13 protein-coding genes and 1 other RNA gene are annotated in these 16,530 nt (G+C 64.3%); 10 read left to right on the plus strand and 4 right to left on the minus strand.

Features of this window, described 5'->3' with window-relative positions:
* Window positions 1–311: 311 nt before the first annotated feature.
* Window positions 312–1,091: a hypothetical protein gene (locus tag GA615_RS20180; protein WP_152053133.1), complete on the minus strand. Its 780-nt coding sequence runs from the start codon at window positions 1,089–1,091 to the stop codon at window positions 312–314.
* 278 nt (window positions 1,092–1,369) lie between these two features.
* Here GA615_RS20180 and GA615_RS20185 point away from each other — a divergent pair, with 278 nt between their 5' ends.
* Complete coding sequence (locus GA615_RS20185) at window positions 1,370–2,500, plus strand: YncE family protein (RefSeq protein WP_152053134.1); 1,131 nt, start codon at window positions 1,370–1,372, stop codon at window positions 2,498–2,500.
* Between the two features lie 43 nt (window positions 2,501–2,543).
* Window positions 2,544–3,911, plus strand: coding sequence for a right-handed parallel beta-helix repeat-containing protein (locus GA615_RS20190; RefSeq protein WP_152053135.1), 1,368 nt, complete (start codon window positions 2,544–2,546; stop codon window positions 3,909–3,911).
* Window positions 3,912–4,024: 113 nt separating this feature from the next.
* On the opposite strand, the gene GA615_RS20195 is transcribed toward GA615_RS20190, so the two are convergent.
* Both GA615_RS20195 and GA615_RS20200 read right to left on the minus strand, forming a co-directional pair.
* A complete protein-coding gene (locus GA615_RS20195; RefSeq protein WP_152053136.1) occupies window positions 4,025–4,210 on the minus strand; it encodes a hypothetical protein in 186 nt (61 codons plus the stop codon).
* Between the two features lie 33 nt (window positions 4,211–4,243).
* Window positions 4,244–5,377 carry a DUF1559 domain-containing protein gene (locus GA615_RS20200; RefSeq protein ID WP_152053137.1) on the minus strand — a complete coding sequence of 378 codons (1,134 nt, stop codon included), beginning with the start codon at window positions 5,375–5,377 and terminating at the stop codon, window positions 4,244–4,246.
* Between the two features lie 276 nt (window positions 5,378–5,653).
* Between GA615_RS20200 and GA615_RS20205 the strand changes: the two genes are divergently transcribed.
* The gene (locus tag GA615_RS20205) at window positions 5,654–6,211 is read left to right on the plus strand and encodes a hypothetical protein (RefSeq protein WP_152053138.1); all 558 of its coding nucleotides are present in this window, start codon (window positions 5,654–5,656) and stop codon (window positions 6,209–6,211) included.
* 279 nt (window positions 6,212–6,490) lie between these two features.
* Here GA615_RS20205 and GA615_RS20210 read toward each other — a convergent pair whose 3' ends face one another.
* A complete protein-coding gene (locus GA615_RS20210; RefSeq protein WP_152053139.1) occupies window positions 6,491–9,187 on the minus strand; it encodes a M16 family metallopeptidase in 2,697 nt (898 codons plus the stop codon).
* Between the two features lie 953 nt (window positions 9,188–10,140).
* On the opposite strand from GA615_RS20210, the gene GA615_RS20215 reads away from it, so the two are divergent.
* The 7 genes from GA615_RS20215 (at window position 10,141) to rpoN (ending at window position 16,451) form a co-directional block, all read left to right on the plus strand.
* A complete protein-coding gene (locus GA615_RS20215; protein WP_152053140.1) occupies window positions 10,141–10,872 on the plus strand; it encodes a YceH family protein in 732 nt (243 codons plus the stop codon).
* A 22-nt stretch (window positions 10,873–10,894) separates the two neighbouring features.
* Window positions 10,895–11,182 (plus strand): hypothetical protein, encoded by a 288-nt coding sequence (locus GA615_RS20220; RefSeq protein ID WP_152053141.1) that lies wholly within the window; start codon window positions 10,895–10,897, stop codon window positions 11,180–11,182.
* Between the two features lie 199 nt (window positions 11,183–11,381).
* Window positions 11,382–11,479, plus strand: an RNA gene (ffs, locus tag GA615_RS20225) — signal recognition particle sRNA small type.
* 185 nt (window positions 11,480–11,664) lie between these two features.
* Complete coding sequence (dnaX, locus tag GA615_RS20230) at window positions 11,665–13,638, plus strand: DNA polymerase III subunit gamma/tau (protein WP_235905578.1); 1,974 nt, start codon at window positions 11,665–11,667, stop codon at window positions 13,636–13,638.
* 112 nt (window positions 13,639–13,750) lie between these two features.
* Entirely contained in the window at window positions 13,751–14,098 is a 348-nt protein-coding gene (locus GA615_RS20235; RefSeq protein ID WP_152053142.1) for a YbaB/EbfC family nucleoid-associated protein, read from the plus strand.
* On the plus strand, window positions 14,095–14,736 hold the full coding sequence (recR, locus tag GA615_RS20240) for a recombination mediator RecR (RefSeq protein ID WP_152053143.1): 642 nt from the start codon (window positions 14,095–14,097) through the stop codon (window positions 14,734–14,736). Before GA615_RS20235 ends, recR begins: the two co-directional genes overlap by 4 nt.
* 287 nt (window positions 14,737–15,023) lie before the next feature.
* Complete coding sequence (gene rpoN / locus GA615_RS20245) at window positions 15,024–16,451, plus strand: RNA polymerase factor sigma-54 (protein ID WP_152053144.1); 1,428 nt, start codon at window positions 15,024–15,026, stop codon at window positions 16,449–16,451.
* Window positions 16,452–16,530 lie beyond the last annotated feature (79 nt).

Genomic DNA, 16,530 nt, shown 5'->3' on the forward strand with positions numbered 1-16,530 from the left:
TACCGAATCTCAATATTTTCCGTGGAACCCATGCGGATTCAGAACCCCAGGAATCATCACAGGGGTCCATTGCGAACATGAACAATCAAAATTGCCTCCCCACACCCGGCCTTTGCCACCCGCTCGGCCCCTTGCGGGGGTAAGGGCTATCTCTCTGGCTCCCTCTTCCCACGATCGCGGGGAGAGGATTGTCTCTCTGGCTCCCTCTCCCCGCGATCGCGGGGAGAGGGTCGGGGTGAAGAGTCCCCTCTCTCAAGCGCAGCGCAAGACCCTTCAGCCACTGGCAAGCAATCCTCAACCGCCTCCGCTTTTCACGGCTGCGGCGTCTCGGGAGCGGGAGCCGGAGCCGGAGCCGGGCCGATCAGATCATTCAGCAGTTGGCCCGACAGTTCTCGGGCCGACTTCCGCAGCCCTTCCCGGGCGCGCTGGGCTTCGCCGGTCACTTGCTGGCGAACATTCCCCACCGCCTGACGAACCCCTTGCCGGGCACCTTCAACCGACTGATCGACCTGCCCTTTGACCACACCCAGGGTCGACTCAACCTCGCCACGCAGCTCGTCGGCTGCCTGACGGGCTTCCCCCTTGACCCCGTCGATCGTCAACTCGACTTCCGATCGAAGCTCGCCGACGGTCTGATCGACCTCGCCGCGCAGCTCGTTCGCCGCGCCCGCTGCCGCCGCCCCAACGGCTTCCCGAACGCCGCCAACCACCCCGTCAATCACCTGCTCGGCTTCGGCCTTCGCCTTCGGAGCCAGTTCCTTGGGCGCGGGCAACTGAGGCAGTTCGGGCAAGGCGGGCGGAGTCAGGGCCTCGGCCGAGGAGGAGGAGTCGAAGCTTGACGGAGTCACGGAATCGTCGAAGAAGAACGGCGCGGGCATCTCCGCCTCATCCCGTGGAGCGGAACGTTCCGGAGCGACCTGATGGGCGGTCGAGGCCGCCGGATTCGGGGCTGACGTGGTGGCAGCCGGGGACGAGGCGACCGGCGTGGCCCCATCTCCAGAACCCGACCCGCAGCCGGTCAGCACCAAGGCCATGCCGACAGCCATTCCCATCGAGCCGAACATTCTTCGGACGGCAAGCGGACCACTCATCTTGAGCATCTTCCGTGACTCCCCAGCAGTTCCTAGGCGAGGCCCAGCCCGGAACCTCCCCCTCGGGGCCTCCGTGGCAGGGCTTGCGAACGACCGGAGGATACTCGGCTTCGCTCAATCGACAAGGTCACTTCCGAGCCATCGGGGCGTTGCTCCCACCGATCGCGCCCTGTAGCCTGACCTGGAACATGCGACCGCCCCCCGTCCCTGGCGGTCTCCGCTCGTGCGAGCTTGCCCACGACGACCGACCCCTCGGCCGACTTCTGGAGGAGGAGCCCATGCTCCCGACCCGCCGCGCCCTCGTCCTGCTGGTCCTCGCCCTGATCGCGGCCTTGCCAGCCGGATCGACCCGAGCCGACGACCCCGCCGACGAACCGATCCGTCGCCTGCTCTTCGTTGCCGTGCCCGGCATCCGCAACTACCTCGAATACGGCGGCCACGGCCTGCTCGTCTTTGACATCGACGATGGCCACCGCTTCCTCAAGCGCATCCCGACCGGCGGCCTGAATTCCGAGGGAGAACCGATCAACGTCAAGGGCATCTGTGCCAGTGCGATCACCAACCGCCTTTACATCAGCACCATTACCACCCTCCAATGCCTTGACCTGAAAACTGAGCAGATTCTCTGGGAAATTCCCTACGAGGGTGGTTGCGACCGCATGTCCCTTTCCCCCGACGGCAAAACCCTCTACCTCCCCTCCTTCGAGAAGGCCCACTGGCACGTCGTCGATGCCCTCAGCGGTGACGTGATCGCCAAAATCGTTCCCGATTCGGGGGCTCACAACACGGTCTACGGCCTCGATGGGCGTTTTGCCTATCTTGCGGGCCTGCGGTCGAACCTGCTCACCGTTGCCGACACCTCGACCCACACCATCGCCAAAACGGTCGGCCCCTTCTCGCACTCAATCCGCCCGTTCACGGTCAACGGATCGCAGACGCGATGCTATGTCAATGTGAACGAGTTGCTTGGCTTCGAGATCGGCGACATCACCACCGGCGAGAAGCTCGCTCGCGTCGAGGTCCAGGGCTTCAACCGAGGCCCCGTCAAGCGGCACGGTTGCCCGAGCCACGGCGTCGGCCTGACGCCCGATGAGTCTGAAGTCTGGGTCGTCGATGCCTACAACCATCGCCTCCACATCTTCGACAACACCACCATGCCCCCCACCCAACGCGAGAGCATCGCCGTCCGCGACGAGCCCGGCTGGATCACCTTCAGCCTCGACGGCTCGATCGCTTGGCCCTCGACCGGCGACGTGATCGACGTGGCCTCCCGCCAGATCATCGCCACCCTGACCGACGAACACGGCAACCCCGTCATGAGCGAGAAGGTCGTCGAGATCCACTGGCAAGGGGACGAACCGATCCGCAACGGCGACCAGTTCGGGCTCGGGCGCGTCATGACCGACTGACGACGATCCCCGCCCCTTTCTTCCGATCAGGAGCAGCGTTCCCATGGCATCCGTCCGCGACTACGGCGCCGTCGGCGACGGCCAATCCGACGACACCGAGGCCCTTCGCCATGCCGTCGAGGCCGGTGACGGTTCACTCGAATTCGACCGAGGAACCTATCGGATCTCAGGAACGGTCGACATCCCACTCGACACCCACGGTGCACACGCCATCCGAGGCGACGGCACGGCCCGCATCGTGATGACCGCGGCGGGACCAGCCTTCCGCATCGTCGGCACCCACCGCGGGACCGCCGATCCCGGCTCGCTGACCGAATCCGTCGCCAACCGAGAGCGCCTGCCGACCGTCTCCGGTATCGAGATCGTCGGCGAGCACGACGGGGCCGTCGGCATCGAGCTGACGGGCACGATGGAAGCCACTCTTCACGCCGTCTTGATCCGTCAATGTCTCATCGGCGTTCATTTGACCAACCGCAACCGGAACGTCCTGATCAACGCCTGCCACATCTACCACGGCCGGGGACCAAGGGCGATCGGCGTCTTCTTCGACGCCGTGAACCTGCACCAGGCAATCATCGTCGGCAGCCACATCAGCTACCATCGTCACGCCGGCATCAAGATCGCCCGGAGCGAGATCCGGAACCTCCATATCACCGGCAACGACATCGAGTACAACCACGACGACCAGGACAACTCCCCCGATTCGGCCGACGTCTGGATCGACTCCAGAGAGGGGACCGTCCGCGAGGGGACGATCGCCTCGAACACGATTCAGGCCAAGCCGAGCCCCAACGGGTCGAACGTTCGCATTGAAGGCCCCGAGCGCGACGACTCGGCCGGGGCCGGGCTCTGGACGATCGTCGGCAACATCCTGCAAAGCCAGGAACGGAACCTCTGGCTCCGATTCTGCCGGGCCGTCACCGTGTCGGGCAACTCGTTTGCCTCGGCATCGCGTCATTCCATTGACATCGACGCATGTCGCATCATCAGTCTTGGATCAAACACGATCGACCACAATCCCGACTATCGAGGCTCGTTTCTCGATGGCATTGTCATCCGCCGATCCTCGGCCATCAACCTCAACGGCATGATCCTTGAAGGGGTCCGCGTCGGCCGCCCCGACCGCGGCGCGGCGATTGCCGTGAGCGACTCGGAGGCCATCACCATCGCCCACTGCCAGGTGCTCGATCCGACGGCTCGGGCGATCGAATTGAGCAACGTCCGATCCACAATGGTCGATGGTTGCACCCTGCTCGACCGCCGATCGGAACCCTCGATGACCGAGGCCATTCGCCTCCGTGGTCAGTGTTCCGGCGTGGCCATCCGGGGGAACCTCGTCACGGGAGGGCAGTCGGCCATTATCGCCGAGGCCGGAGACGCGATCGTGGTGGAGGGGAATCTCAGTGTCTGAGATTTCGAGTATCCTCAGGCGATCCCTTGGGTCATGGATGACGAAACGAGTCGAGACGTGAGCCGTCAAATGGCGACTCACGTCTCGACAAATCCGTCGCGAGCGGTTCCCGATCAGGGGGTAATCATTCCTCCACCGGTTCGCTCCTCTTCCTCAACCATCGCATCGTTTTCCTGGATTTCTTGCTTTTGTTCCTCGGTCAGCGGAGGGAGTTGCGACGGGTCGGTAATCGGCCCGTCCTCGGAACCACATCCCGCCAGACCAAGAACAATTGCCATGAGAAGAAATGACCGATTCATTGGAAAGTCCTTTTTTAGAATTGATTTTGAACCTTAGAATTCGTCGGCGCTGAGCGGTTCGCCGTCGTCGATCACGCAGAGTTTGCGGAAGGTCGAAGGATTCACCGTGAACTTGATGAATCGAACCGAGCCGTCACCCAGCAGGGCGTTCATGCCACCCGGGTGCGAGGCGCCGAACATCCGACGCCAGAGGGTGCCGCCGGTGTTCGGCTCCGAAGGAACGGAGCAATGTCCCTTCAGGGCCGGGGCCGCCGAATCGGCGATCGGGGGGAAGTGCCAGCGGATGTTGTCCTCGTCCCAACCGGAGTTGTTCCAGCGCTCGTTGTCGCCGCCGTCACTCCCCCATCGGTTATCGGGGAGGCTCTTCTCGGCGACGAGGATCGAGTTCGAGGTGCCGTCGCGGAAGTCGGCCAGCTTGCGAGTCGCACCCCGTCCACTCCAGACGATTGCCCCTCGCCGACGGCCCGTATTGCCCTGGTTCGGCGTCGCCCGTTCATCGCCGATCGGTCCCAGACCATTCGGCGGCAGCGGCAGGAACGGCGATTCCGTGCCCGAGCTCGTGCACTCGTAGGTTTCGCCCTGGAAGAACCCCGCGTTGCCGGCGTAGTCGTTCCGGGTAAATCCCGCCGATCCATAGCGTTCCAGCGATCGGCGGGTCGGGCAGTTGTAAATGGCGATCGAGACGCGAGCCACGTCATCCTCACCATTGAAGTTCGCAGGCCGTCCCCCGTGAATCGGAGGCGTGTCGAAGTTCGCCAGGTTGTAGACCTGCTGCATTTCGATATACGGGGTGATTTTGAAGAAGTGATTCCAGCCATCCGGGTGGGCGGCATTGCAGCACGTGGTCCCACCGTAGGTATCGATTCCGGGACGCTCGTCGTAGTTGTATCCGGCAGGATTCGGGGTCACGCCGTCCGAGGTCACTGCCTGCGGGCTGCCGTCATGAGGTCCCTGGGGCAGGAAGCCATTGGCACTCTCGAAGTTCATGAAGCCCAGGCCGATCTGCTTCAAGTTGTTCGTGCACTGGGCGCGCCGAGCCGCTTCCCGGGCACTCTGAACCGCCGGCAAGAGTAAGGCGATCAAGACTCCGATGATCGCGATGACCACCAGCAACTCAATCAGGGTGAAGGCACGACGATGGGGGGTACGACGAAGAAGGCAACGCACGAGTCAACGCTCCAGGGAGGGAATGCCTTTGCAGGCCGAGGTTGGGTAGGAGCCACAGTTATAGGCCAACTCTGTTTCAACTCGATGAGGCCAGCGTGAACATTGGATTAAACTTGCCGACTCGATCCCAACCACGAACACCGCCCCTTGAACGTTCCGAGAATTGAATATGAAGTTTCGTTGAAACTCCTGGACAGAGACGGTTTCCCTGGTATTCTCCCTGGATTCCCGCCAATTCCCCCACGGCTTCCCCGCCTCTCCCACGGAGTTTTTGCCATGATCAACCTTCGTATCGTTGGCTCCTCCCTTTGTTTGAGTGTCTTGATTGGTGTCGCGGCCCAGGCCCAGACCGCCGAATCTCCGGTTTACAAAAGCTGGGCTCAGGTCCCGGTCGGAACCCGCATGATCCAAAAAACGGTCTCGGTCGGATCGGACGGGAGTACCGTAGAGTCGAAAACGATCCAGACCTTGCAATCGATCGACGACGACGTGGCGACCGTGGAGCAGATCTATGTGGACCCGCAGGGGGAGGAGTTCACCCAGGTCTTTCGACACCGGCGCAAGGTTCTGCTGCTTCCCGGGGTCAAGGCGGAAAACCTCGGCATTCCGGCCAACGCGACCGACCAGGGCGCGGAAACCCTCCAGATCGCCGGCCGGGAATTCGAAACGAAATGGTACGACACCACCGGCCAGGCCGAGGCCGGCACCATGTTGATCCGGACCTGGTACTCCAACAAGGTGCCCGGCCTGATCGTCAAGTCGTTCACCCGGATCGAGGGTTTCCCCTCCACCACCACCATCGAGCTGGTCGATCTCATTCGTCCCGGCTCGTGATTGATCGAGCTGATCGTGCGGCCCCCGAGCCGCACCACGGCCCGGCAACTTCGCTCGGCCTTGCCCTGGTGCGGAGCAATTGAGGTGAACCCAGCCCTCGGCCACTTGCCCACCGACCGTCGAATCGGTGGGCAAGACGAGGCATGTCTGCCCAAAGAGACGCAACATGATTTTTTGAATAAAGGGCTTTTAAGAAATCCAAGTTTGAATGATCGAATTTTATTGCAAGCCAGGATCGTTAAATTGCGTGAGACGTTTTGAAGAATGAAGCCAGGTTGATCAGGCGCACTCGGAGCGATCGGATCGGCCTCGACCGCGGATCGGGCCGTATTCGACCCGGGCCAGCGCGGTCGGGTCGATGTGAGTTTGGGCAGCGCGACGGACGGCGTCTGGCGTGATCCGGGCCAGGCGAGACGGCAGGCGGATCGGGGTGTCGAGGGGCAATCCGTAGTAGGCGAGATCGACGAGCCGTTCGGACCGCTGGTTGACGGACTGATAGTCGAAGACCCAGGAACCGCGCAGGTAGTGAATCGCCTGGGCCACCTCGTCGTCGCTAAAGGCCCCTTGATGGAGGGCCTGGATCTGGTCGAGGACGGCGGCGGTGGCCAGGTCGGCCTCGGCCGGGCCGGTGCCGACGTAGACGCGGAACAAGCCCGGTGCGCGATCGGCCGAGTCGGTCATGCCGCCCGAGACGTTGTAGGCCAGTCCCAGGTCGTCGCGCAAGGTGGCATTCAGGCGGTCGGTGAAACCAGGGCCGGAGCCGAAAATGTGGTCGAGCACGGCCAGGGTCTCAAAGTCGGGGTGGCACCGTTCCACGCCGAGGTGACCGATCATCAAATGCACTTGTTCCCCCGGATGGTCGACCCGACGCAGCCGGGGGCGGGTTGATCGGACCGGAAACGGCACCGACGCCGGAGGAATGCCGCTGGGCGTCCAGTCACCGAAATGGCGAGCCAGCAACGTCCGAAGGGTTCGCGGATCATAATCCCCCACCACGACCATCACGGCGTTGTCTGGCGCAAAGAACTGGCGATGATGCGCCAGCACGTCGGCACGAGTGAGCGCGGAAAGCTGCCGAGGTGTCCCTCGGGGATCTCGGGCGTAGGGGTGATCGCCGTAAACGAGACTCCGGAAGATCAGATCGGCTCGGAAGGCCGGGTCGTCGCGATCGCCCCGCAATTCGGCCACGGTGCGACGGCGGGCCCAGTCCACCGCGTCGTCGGGGAAGGTCGGTCGGCGGACGAGGTCGGCCAGCACCTCGACGCCGAGGGCCAGGTCTTCGGCTCGCATCTGGAGCGAGGCCCCCGTGGATCCTGCGTCAAGGACTGCGCCGACATCCTCGACCGCCTCGGCCAGTTGCTCGGCCGAGTGGCGGGCGGTCCCTTCTTCGAGTAACCGGCCGGTCAGATAGGCGGCGCCGGGGACCGCTTCGCGTGTCGAGTCGGCATCAATGAAGAGCTCAAGGGCAACGACCCCCGCGCCGGGGTGTCGTTCGGTGATGATCCGAAGCCCGTTGGCGAGGAACCGGGAACGAGGTCGATAGTTCGGCAGGGTCGGAGCCGATCCGGCGGCCACGCCAAGGGGCAACTCGGACATCGGGCAGGTTGATCGGGCCGAGGCGGGGGAAGCGACCGGAGGAGACGGCGGAACCTGCGGCGACGTCGCGGGAAGCATGGCGAGCGTCGAGCGGCCCGATCGGGGACGCGCCCAGCCGACCGTCTCCCGGGATTCGGCCAGGTAGGCCGAAGCGACGCGGCGGATGTCGTCGGCCGAGACGGCCAGGGCGGCACGGTGCGATTCAAGCCAGTCGGTCCAGCGTCCCCAAAGGGCCGTCACGCCGAGGCCACCGACCAGGCCCGGCAGGTCGTCTTGCTGCCATCGCCAGGCGGCTTCCAGGCGGCGCCGGGAGCGGAGCAATTCCTCGGGAGTCGGTCCCTCGACGGTCAGGCGGTCCAGCTCGCGGCGGACAACGCCTTCGATGCGCTTGGGATCGACGCCGGGAACGGCCTCGATCTGCACGACCAGTTGACCGGCCAGGTGGGCCGGATCGTGCATCGCATCAACGTACGTCGCCATCTGGCCGCTTTCAACCAGGGTTTCCCAGAGCCGAGAGCGGCGGCCGCAGGTGAGCAGGTCGGCCAGAACTCCCAGGGCCGGGGCGTCGGAATGGCCTCGGGGGACGGTGTGCCAGCCGATCAGGCCGCGGGCGATGGCGTCGGGCTCGACCAGCTCAAAGCGTCGCCGCTCGACCTGCGAGGGCTCGACCTCGGGAACGTCTGGGCGGATCAGGCGGCCGGCGGGAATCTGACCGAAGCCGTGGGCCACGGCGTCGAAGACCCGGTCGGCCTCCAGGTCGCCGGCCAGCACGAGCACGGTGCCGTCGGGTCGGTAATGCTGGTCGTAGAAGGTTCGAAGGTCGTCAATCGAGATCTCGGCCAGGTCTTCGGGCCAGCCGATGATCGGATTGCGATACGGGTGGTCGTGGTAGCAGTGCAGAAGGAACTGCTCGTCGAGCCGGCCCGAGGGGGAATCCATCTCTCGGGCCCGTTCTTCCTGAATGACGTGGCGTTCCGATTCGATCTCCAGAGGGTCGAACAAGGCCCCTCTCATCCGGTCGGCTTCGAGTTCGAGAGCCAGCTCCCAGCGATCTCGGGGGAAGCGAAACCAGTAGTGGGTGCAATCCTCGTCGGTCTCGGCGTTAACCTCACCGGCCGAGACGAAGGTGAGGCGGTCAATGAGCCCCTTGGGGAAGCGTTTGGTCCCCTTGAACAGCATGTGTTCAACGAAGTGGGCCAGGCCGGATTTTCCCGCCGGCTCATCGACCGAGCCGACCGGATAGTACAAATCGCAGACGACGACCGCGGCGCTGGGCCGGGGAAGCACGAGCACGCGCATCCCGTTCTCCAGCACCCGTTCGACGACGGGAAGCTGACCATGATGGACCGGGAGGGCCTCGGCGGTCCGACGTCGGGCCATGACTGCCCCCCTCCTGCACAGAGTTGTCGCGTGGCGGCGCGGCGGACGGGATTGCAAACCGCCCAGACTGACCCGGCTCGGTCCCAATCCCGCGTGGAGATTCCGATACCCTTCCAGTTTATCATCCCGGCCGTCGCTCGGCGATGGCACCCGCCACCGGTTCTCGACCGAGTGCAGTCTTCGCGTAACCTTTGCCGCCGCAATGCAGGTAAACCGATTGCCGAGGGCACTGGGAGCGCTCGGAGCGCTCCGAGACCTTGACCAGAGAAGTTTGACACAACCTCCGATCTTGGAAGAGGTTTGAACCTCCGGGCTCCGATCGGGGACCGGCCGAAAATGGGTTCGTTCCGTTGCGGAGCGCTCCGGGAGCGCAGGCATCGGGAATCGCTCGCGGTGGAGTTGCAGGGCAAGGTGATCGAAGGGTGAGCCGGGCTCGACGATCCGATCCCGAACCGGACCAAATCGGGATCGGTGCGCGCGCCGCCGCTCGAATCGGAGCCCAGACGATTTCGATGCAATCTGTTTTGCGACAGAAGGTTCCGCCGTTTTCCCAACGAACCAGAAAGGCAGAAAATGGGTTCGCTTCGTCACGGCGCCCCCGAGACAACGCGGTCGCAACGCGAGCCTTGTGCAGCGATCACCAGGGGAGATGAAAGAAATGCACACAAACATTTATGCACGCAAGCAACATTTCCAGAGGATCGGTTTCAATACGTTCGATACGACGGCAAGGGCCAGGAGTCTGGGACACGGTTTGAAGATCACAGGACCAACAGAAATCATCGGGGAATTGGGGAGGCTCAGTCACTTTGAATGTGAGAAGGTCGAGGAGGGTTGGGGATACGCGGATCGGAGTGCTGGGGAGCGAGGGATTGCCGGTCGGGGCGGAGGGGGGAACAATGGGGGCATTCTTGCCCAGGTGATGGCGGTCGGACCGAGGCGATCGAAGCGACATGAGTGACGCAAGTAACCCACCCGAACGGCGATGGAGCCCGTTGTCCCTCCGAGAGCGGAGGGTGCTGGGCGTGCTGGTCGAGAAGCAGAAGACAACGCCGGATGTCTACCCGATGTCGATTGCGGGCATCGTGACCGGGTGCAATCAGAAGTCGAACCGCGATCCGGTGACGAGCTACGATGCCGACGACGTGGAAGAGATCCTCATCGGCCTCCGGAAGAAAGGGGCCGCGATTCAGGTCGAAGGGAGCGGCCGGGTCGAGAAGTGGCGGCATAACCTTTATGAGTGGCTCGACTTGCGAGGCCAGGGCATGGCGATGGCCGTCCTGGCCGAGCTGATGCTTCGAGGCGCCCAGACCGTCGGCGAGCTGCGCGGGCGGGCCGCCCGGATGGACCCGATTCCGGACCTGGAGACCTTGCAGCCGATCCTGGAGATGCTGGCCGAGCGGGGCCTGGTCGTCTTCCTGACCCCTCCCGGTCAGCGCAGAGGGGTGACGGTCACGCATGGCCTGATGCCGCCCGAGGAGCTGGATCGGGTCCGACAGAGTGTCGCCTCGGCGAGCGACCGTGATAACGACGAGCCGCGACCGGCGCGGTCGAGCGGCGGCGCGGCGTCGGCCGGCCTGGCGGCCGAGGTCGCGAGCCTGCGGGCCGAACTGGAGGCGCTTCGGGGGATCGTGGAGACCCTTTCGACCGACGTGAAAACGTTGAAAGCGTCACTCGGTGAGTGATCGGGGTCTGGGAGGGCCATCGATGCTGATCGATCGATGGAAGCGTCATCGCCTGAGGGTGTTCGCCGTCGTCGGTACCGCGCTGATGCTCGTCGGTGGCCTGGTCAAGTGGGTGGGGTTCGAGGAGGCAGGCCGCGCTCTGCTTCTCGTCCTTTGGGGACTTGGCACCGTGCTGATCGTGCTGATCGTCGCCGACGTGACGGTCCACGCCCTGCTCGGCCGGGGGCAGGCCTGCATGACCTGCGGCCATGTCCGGCCCCTCAGGTCATTCCGTCCGGCAGGCCCCTGCCCCAGGTGCGGCGACTTCTGAATTGAGGGGGAAAGGGGGGCTTCCTGGCACCGGAGCCGAACCGGATTTGATCCTGTACGTAAGAATAGAAGAATCGGGCAACATCGCCCGCCTCTGGCTTGCGAGTCGGAGCGGGTTGCGGCATAATAGGTCTTTCCGCTGGTCCCGAGACAGAGCGGCGACGCGGGCTCTCGATTTCTTGAGGGGGTCCGGGTGAGTCGGGGGGGACCCGAGCAATTGAGGCGCGTGAACCTGGTCAGGGCGGGAACGCAGCAGCCATAAGCGTGACCTCGATGTGCCCGGGAGCACCTCCCCGGCTCTCCCGGCCTCCTTCGGGATGGGATGAGAGTGGACCCGACACCGACGCGATCCCCGCAAGGGACGATGGACTTGCGGAGCAGGTGATCGATCGGAGGGGGATCGGATCGGGTCTGCCAGAAGTTAAAGTGTGAGCGACGACGCCCCCCGTCTGGGTTCCCTCGGCACGACGGAGCGCCTTATCCGTGGCACGGACCAAACCCAGCGCCCCGGACCCTTCGACCGACTCTCCGAGCGTGGAGACGCTCTCCGTCGCCCCAAGGCGGGAGGGAGAGGCGTACACGGTCGTGGCTCGCCGCTACCGACCGCAACGGTTCGAGGATGTGGTCGGGCAAGATCACGTGGTTCGGGCCTTGCGCAACGCGATCCGGATGGATCGGGTGGCCCAGGCGTATCTGTTTAGCGGCACCCGAGGGGTCGGCAAGACCTCGATGGCCCGGATCTTCGCCAAGGCGCTCAACTGCGAGCGGGGCGGGCCGACGGAAACCCCGTGCAATGAATGCGACACCTGCCGGGCGATCGCCCTGGGGCAGGATGTGGACGTGATCGAGATCGACGGGGCGAGCAACAACGGCGTCGAGGCCGTGCGCGAGCTTCGCCAGAACGCCGGATTGCGGCCGAGCCGATCGCGGTTCAAGATTTACTATATTGACGAAGTGCATATGCTTTCGACCAGCGCCTTCAACGCCCTGTTGAAGACCTTGGAGGAGCCGCCGAGCCACGTCAAGTTCGTCTTCGCCACGACCGAGCCGAACAAGATTCCGATTACCGTCTTGTCGCGCTGCCAGCGGTTCGACTTTGCCGGGATCGGACCGGAACAGATCGTCGATCAACTGGCGAGCATCTGTGAGCGCGAGGGGATCAAGGCCGATCGGGAGGCGTTGCACGTCGTCGCCCGTCGCGCGGCCGGTTCGATGCGGGATGCGCAGTCGTTGCTCGAACAGTTGCTCTCATCGGGGGCCGAGCATCTGACGGCCGACCGGGTGCATGAGCTGCTCGGGATTGCCGGGGATGACCGGGTCTTGAATCTGCTCGACGCGCTGGCGGATCGATCGCCGGGCCGGGCACTGGAGATTCTTGATCAGGCGGTCAACGACGGCGTGCAGCCGACCGACGTCTTGAATGCGTCGATCGAGTTTTTACGAGACGTGATGGTCGTCGCCGCTGGAGCCGAAGTCGCCCCCCTGGCAGCCTTGCCGGGTCAGCGGGAGCAACTGGACGGGCTGGCCGGGCGCTGGACGCTCGACTCGGTGATCGCCGCGCAACAGATCCTGGCCGAAACCCGAGGCAGGCTGAGGGGCAGTCCGTTCCCGAGGCTGCTGGTCGAGCTGGCCTTCTGCCGGGTCGCTCGCCTGGAGAACCTGACGGAGTTGAGCGAGGTGATCGCCCGGCTCTCGGGGCAGGAAGCCGGGGCGCCCCCTCCCGGGCCGGATGGTGCTGTAAAAAAAAAGTCCGTTGAGCCGCTAAGCAAGGCGGCTCAACGGTCGTCGGGATCGTCAGCATCGGAGGCGAAGACCGCGGCCGAGCCTGCGGCACCGGCCCCGAGGCCAACTCCGGTGAGTGAGCCCTCCACGCACCTCGGCAATGGGAACGGCAAGCATCGGGGACACGCCGAGGAGGTGGTCGAACGGCCTCTCCCCCCTGCCCCAGAGGGCCGGCACGAGCCGGAGCGATCGCCGTCTGTAACCGCAACCCAAAGCGGGGACGGGTCGTTGCTGGAGCGTGCCCGATCGGCCTGGCAATCGCTCGTCGATCGGACCGAGGAATTGAAGCTGCCGGCGCAGTTCAAACGACTGGAACCGTCGGATGTCTCGGAATCGGGACTGGTGGTCGTGGCCGTGCCACCGGCCTACAACTATCTGGCCGATCGCTGCAATGCTCCCGAGCTGCGGTCGAAGATCGAGGGGCATCTGGCCGAAGCACTGGGCCGGGGCGTCTCGGTCCAGTTCCATCGGGAAGCGTCGACCGCTCCCGAGCCGAGCGTCATCGAGCCCGGCTCGTCGGCGCATCAGGCCGTGCTGGAGGATGATCTGGCCCAGCAGCTTGTCGCCCGGTTCGAGGCCCAGTTGCGGCGGGTCGAGGTGGAACCGGAACGCCGAGCCGGGTCCGAGACCGACTCCGAACCTGACTCGGAGGCCGGAGCCGAGGCCGACGACTGACGAACCGACTCCGAAGGTTCCTGGAGCGGCGCATCGCGTCGTTTCTCGTCGCCATTCTCTGGCTCCTTATCGTTTTCTGATGGATTCAATCGACCTGCGAGGAGGAGACGAGATGTTCGGGAACCTTGGCAATCTTGCCGACCTGATGCGCAACGCCGGAAAGATCCGGGAACAGATGGAACAGGCCGCCGAGCAGCTCGGCTCGGTTCAGGTGGAAGGCTCGGCCGGCGGGGGAGTCGTCAAGGCGACCGTCAATGGTCGGATGGAACTGATTTCGGTGCGGATCGATCCGAAACTGACCACCGACGGTGATGTCGAGCTGCTGGAAGACCTGGTGACCAGCGCAGTCAACCAGGCCATGAATCGGGCTCGGGAGGAAGCGGCGAAAACGATGACCGGCGGCATGGGCCTGAACATGCCGGGGCTCGACTCGCTGTTTCCCGGAGGAGGCCGACCGTGAGCGCCCGCGGTTTCGGCGACCCGGTTCCGGTTGATCCGAGCGCCTCGGGAACGGTCGATCGCCTGGTCCGAGCGCTCGGCCGGTTGCCTGGGATCGGAGCCAAGAGCGCCGAGCGGCTGGCCCACCACCTGATCCGATGCCCGCTTGAGGATGCCATCGCCCTGGCCGAGGCGATCCGGGCGGCGCGCGATCAGATTCATCACTGCGCGCTTTGCGGGCATCTGACCGAGTCAGGACAGGACCGCTGCTCCATCTGCCGAGACCCGAGGCGTGATGAGGGCCTGGTCTGCGTGGTCGAACAGTCGCGCGATTTGATGGCGCTGGAGAAGGCCGGAACCTACAACGGGCGCTACCACGTTTTGCACGGCCGGCTGGCCCCGTTGCAAGGGGTCTTCGAAGATCAGTTGAATCTGGCCGGCCTGGAACAGCGGGTCCGAGCGGGGGGAATTCGGGAGGTGATTCTGGCCACGAACCCGACGCTCGAGGGCGACGCGACCGCGCGGCTAGTGGCCGATCGGCTCGGGCCGTTCGACGTGCCCATCACCCGACTGGCCCGAGGGCTCGCCTCGGGCGGCTCGCTGGAGTTCGCCAACAAGGAGATGCTGGCCGACGCCCTGCAGGGCCGTCAGCAGTATTGATCGCGGACGAGGGGTAGGAGCGAGGCCCTTCGCGTCGTGCCGGGTCAGCGCGACCGGCCCGAGCCGTTGCGAAATCACCCGGAACTTTCGGGATCGCAGAGAACTGCCCTCCCGTTCCACGGCAGTCGATGGTATGATTTTTGCTGTTCGATGTTCCTCAACGCCAGAGATGCTGGTCGTCGGCGGTTCGGTCGTTGGCAGGGATGGCGCCAGGGGCCATCCTGAATTGCCCAGGAACCGGATCAGGGACGATTTGCCCCGGGACACTTCGCGGAAGCTCAACGCGTATGCGGCTCGATACCTCTCAACAAATGCGGACCGACATGCGAATGCGCATGGCGCCCCGCATGATTCAATCCATGGAAATTCTGCAACTGCCGTGGCTTGCGCTGCAGGAGCGGATTGACCAGGAATTGATCGAGAATCCGATCCTCGAAGACCTTCGGGAGTCGGTCGCTCCGGAAGGTCAGGTCGAGGAACCCTCGACGGACGACGACGCGAAGGTTGACGAGACGGAAATTTACGACGACTGGGACAACTGGGACACGTCGGGCGAACAGCACCGTCCGAGCCGGGCGGCGCTGATCGAGGAATCGGATCGCAAGCACGACGCGATGCAGAACATGGCGTCGCGTCCCCCGTCGTTGCACGACTCGCTGACGGAGCAACTGTCGTTTCCGGATCTCGACCCGAAGGTTCGGGGGCTGGCCGAGTACATCATTTCGAACCTGGACGAGAACGGGTACTTCACCGGGATGGATATTCCCGACCTGGTGCGAGACGCCGGCGGCGCGGTCACGTTCGAGCAGGCCGAGCAGGCGCTGGCCCTGGTGCAAAAGCTGGATCCGCCGGGGATCGGCGCGCGGAATCTGCGCGAGTGCCTCTTGTTGCAACTGACGCCGGAGACACCGCACGTCGAGGTCCTTCGCCTGCTGGTGAGCAACCACCTGGACGACATCCAGCAGAATCGCTTGCCGGTGATCGAGAAGAAGACGGGGTTGTCGCTGGCCGAGATCAAGGAAGGGCTGGAACAGCTTCGGCGGCTCGATCCGAAGCCCGGAGCGCGGTTCAATCCGGGATCGGCGCAGTATGTGGTGCCCGACCTGATTGTCGAGCCCGACGAGCACGGGGACTATCAGGTCCGGCTGGTCGATGAACACGCGCCGCAGTTGACCATCTCGCGGCGGTATCAGCGGATGCTGAAGGATCGCGGGGGAGACCCGGAGGCTCGGGCCTTTATTCAGAAGAAGATTCAGTCGGCCCGCTGGCTGATCGAGTCGATCGAGCAACGGCGCAGCACGTTGTTGAAGGTGGCCAAGGCGATCATCGCCCATCAGCGCGACTTTCTCGACAAGGGGCCCGAGGCGATCCAGCCGTTGAAGATGCAGCAGATCGCCGATCAGGTGGGCGTGCACGTGACGACCGTGAGCCGGGCCGTCGATGACAAGTGGGTTCAGACCCCCCGGGGGATCTTCGCCCTGAAACGATTCTTTGGCGGCGGCACAGTGAGCGCCGACGGGGAGGAAATCGCCTGGGACACGATCAAGCAAAAGTTGACCGAGATCATCGCCAAGGAAGACAAGAGCAAGCCCCTCTCCGATGAAGAAATCGTCGACGAACTGGGCCGGCAAGGGCTGACCGTCGCTCGGCGAACCGTGACGAAATACCGCAAGGCCATGCGGATTCCGTCGAGCCGGCATCGGAAAGAATTCTGATCGCACGTGGGTGAGCCTGCGGAACCAGGCCCAGAGTCGCCTTAATCCACATAGACTCTCCCCCATATTGCCAAAAATA

Source organism: Tautonia marina, assembly GCF_009177065.1.
Lineage (GTDB): Bacteria > Planctomycetota > Planctomycetia > Isosphaerales > Isosphaeraceae > Tautonia > Tautonia marina.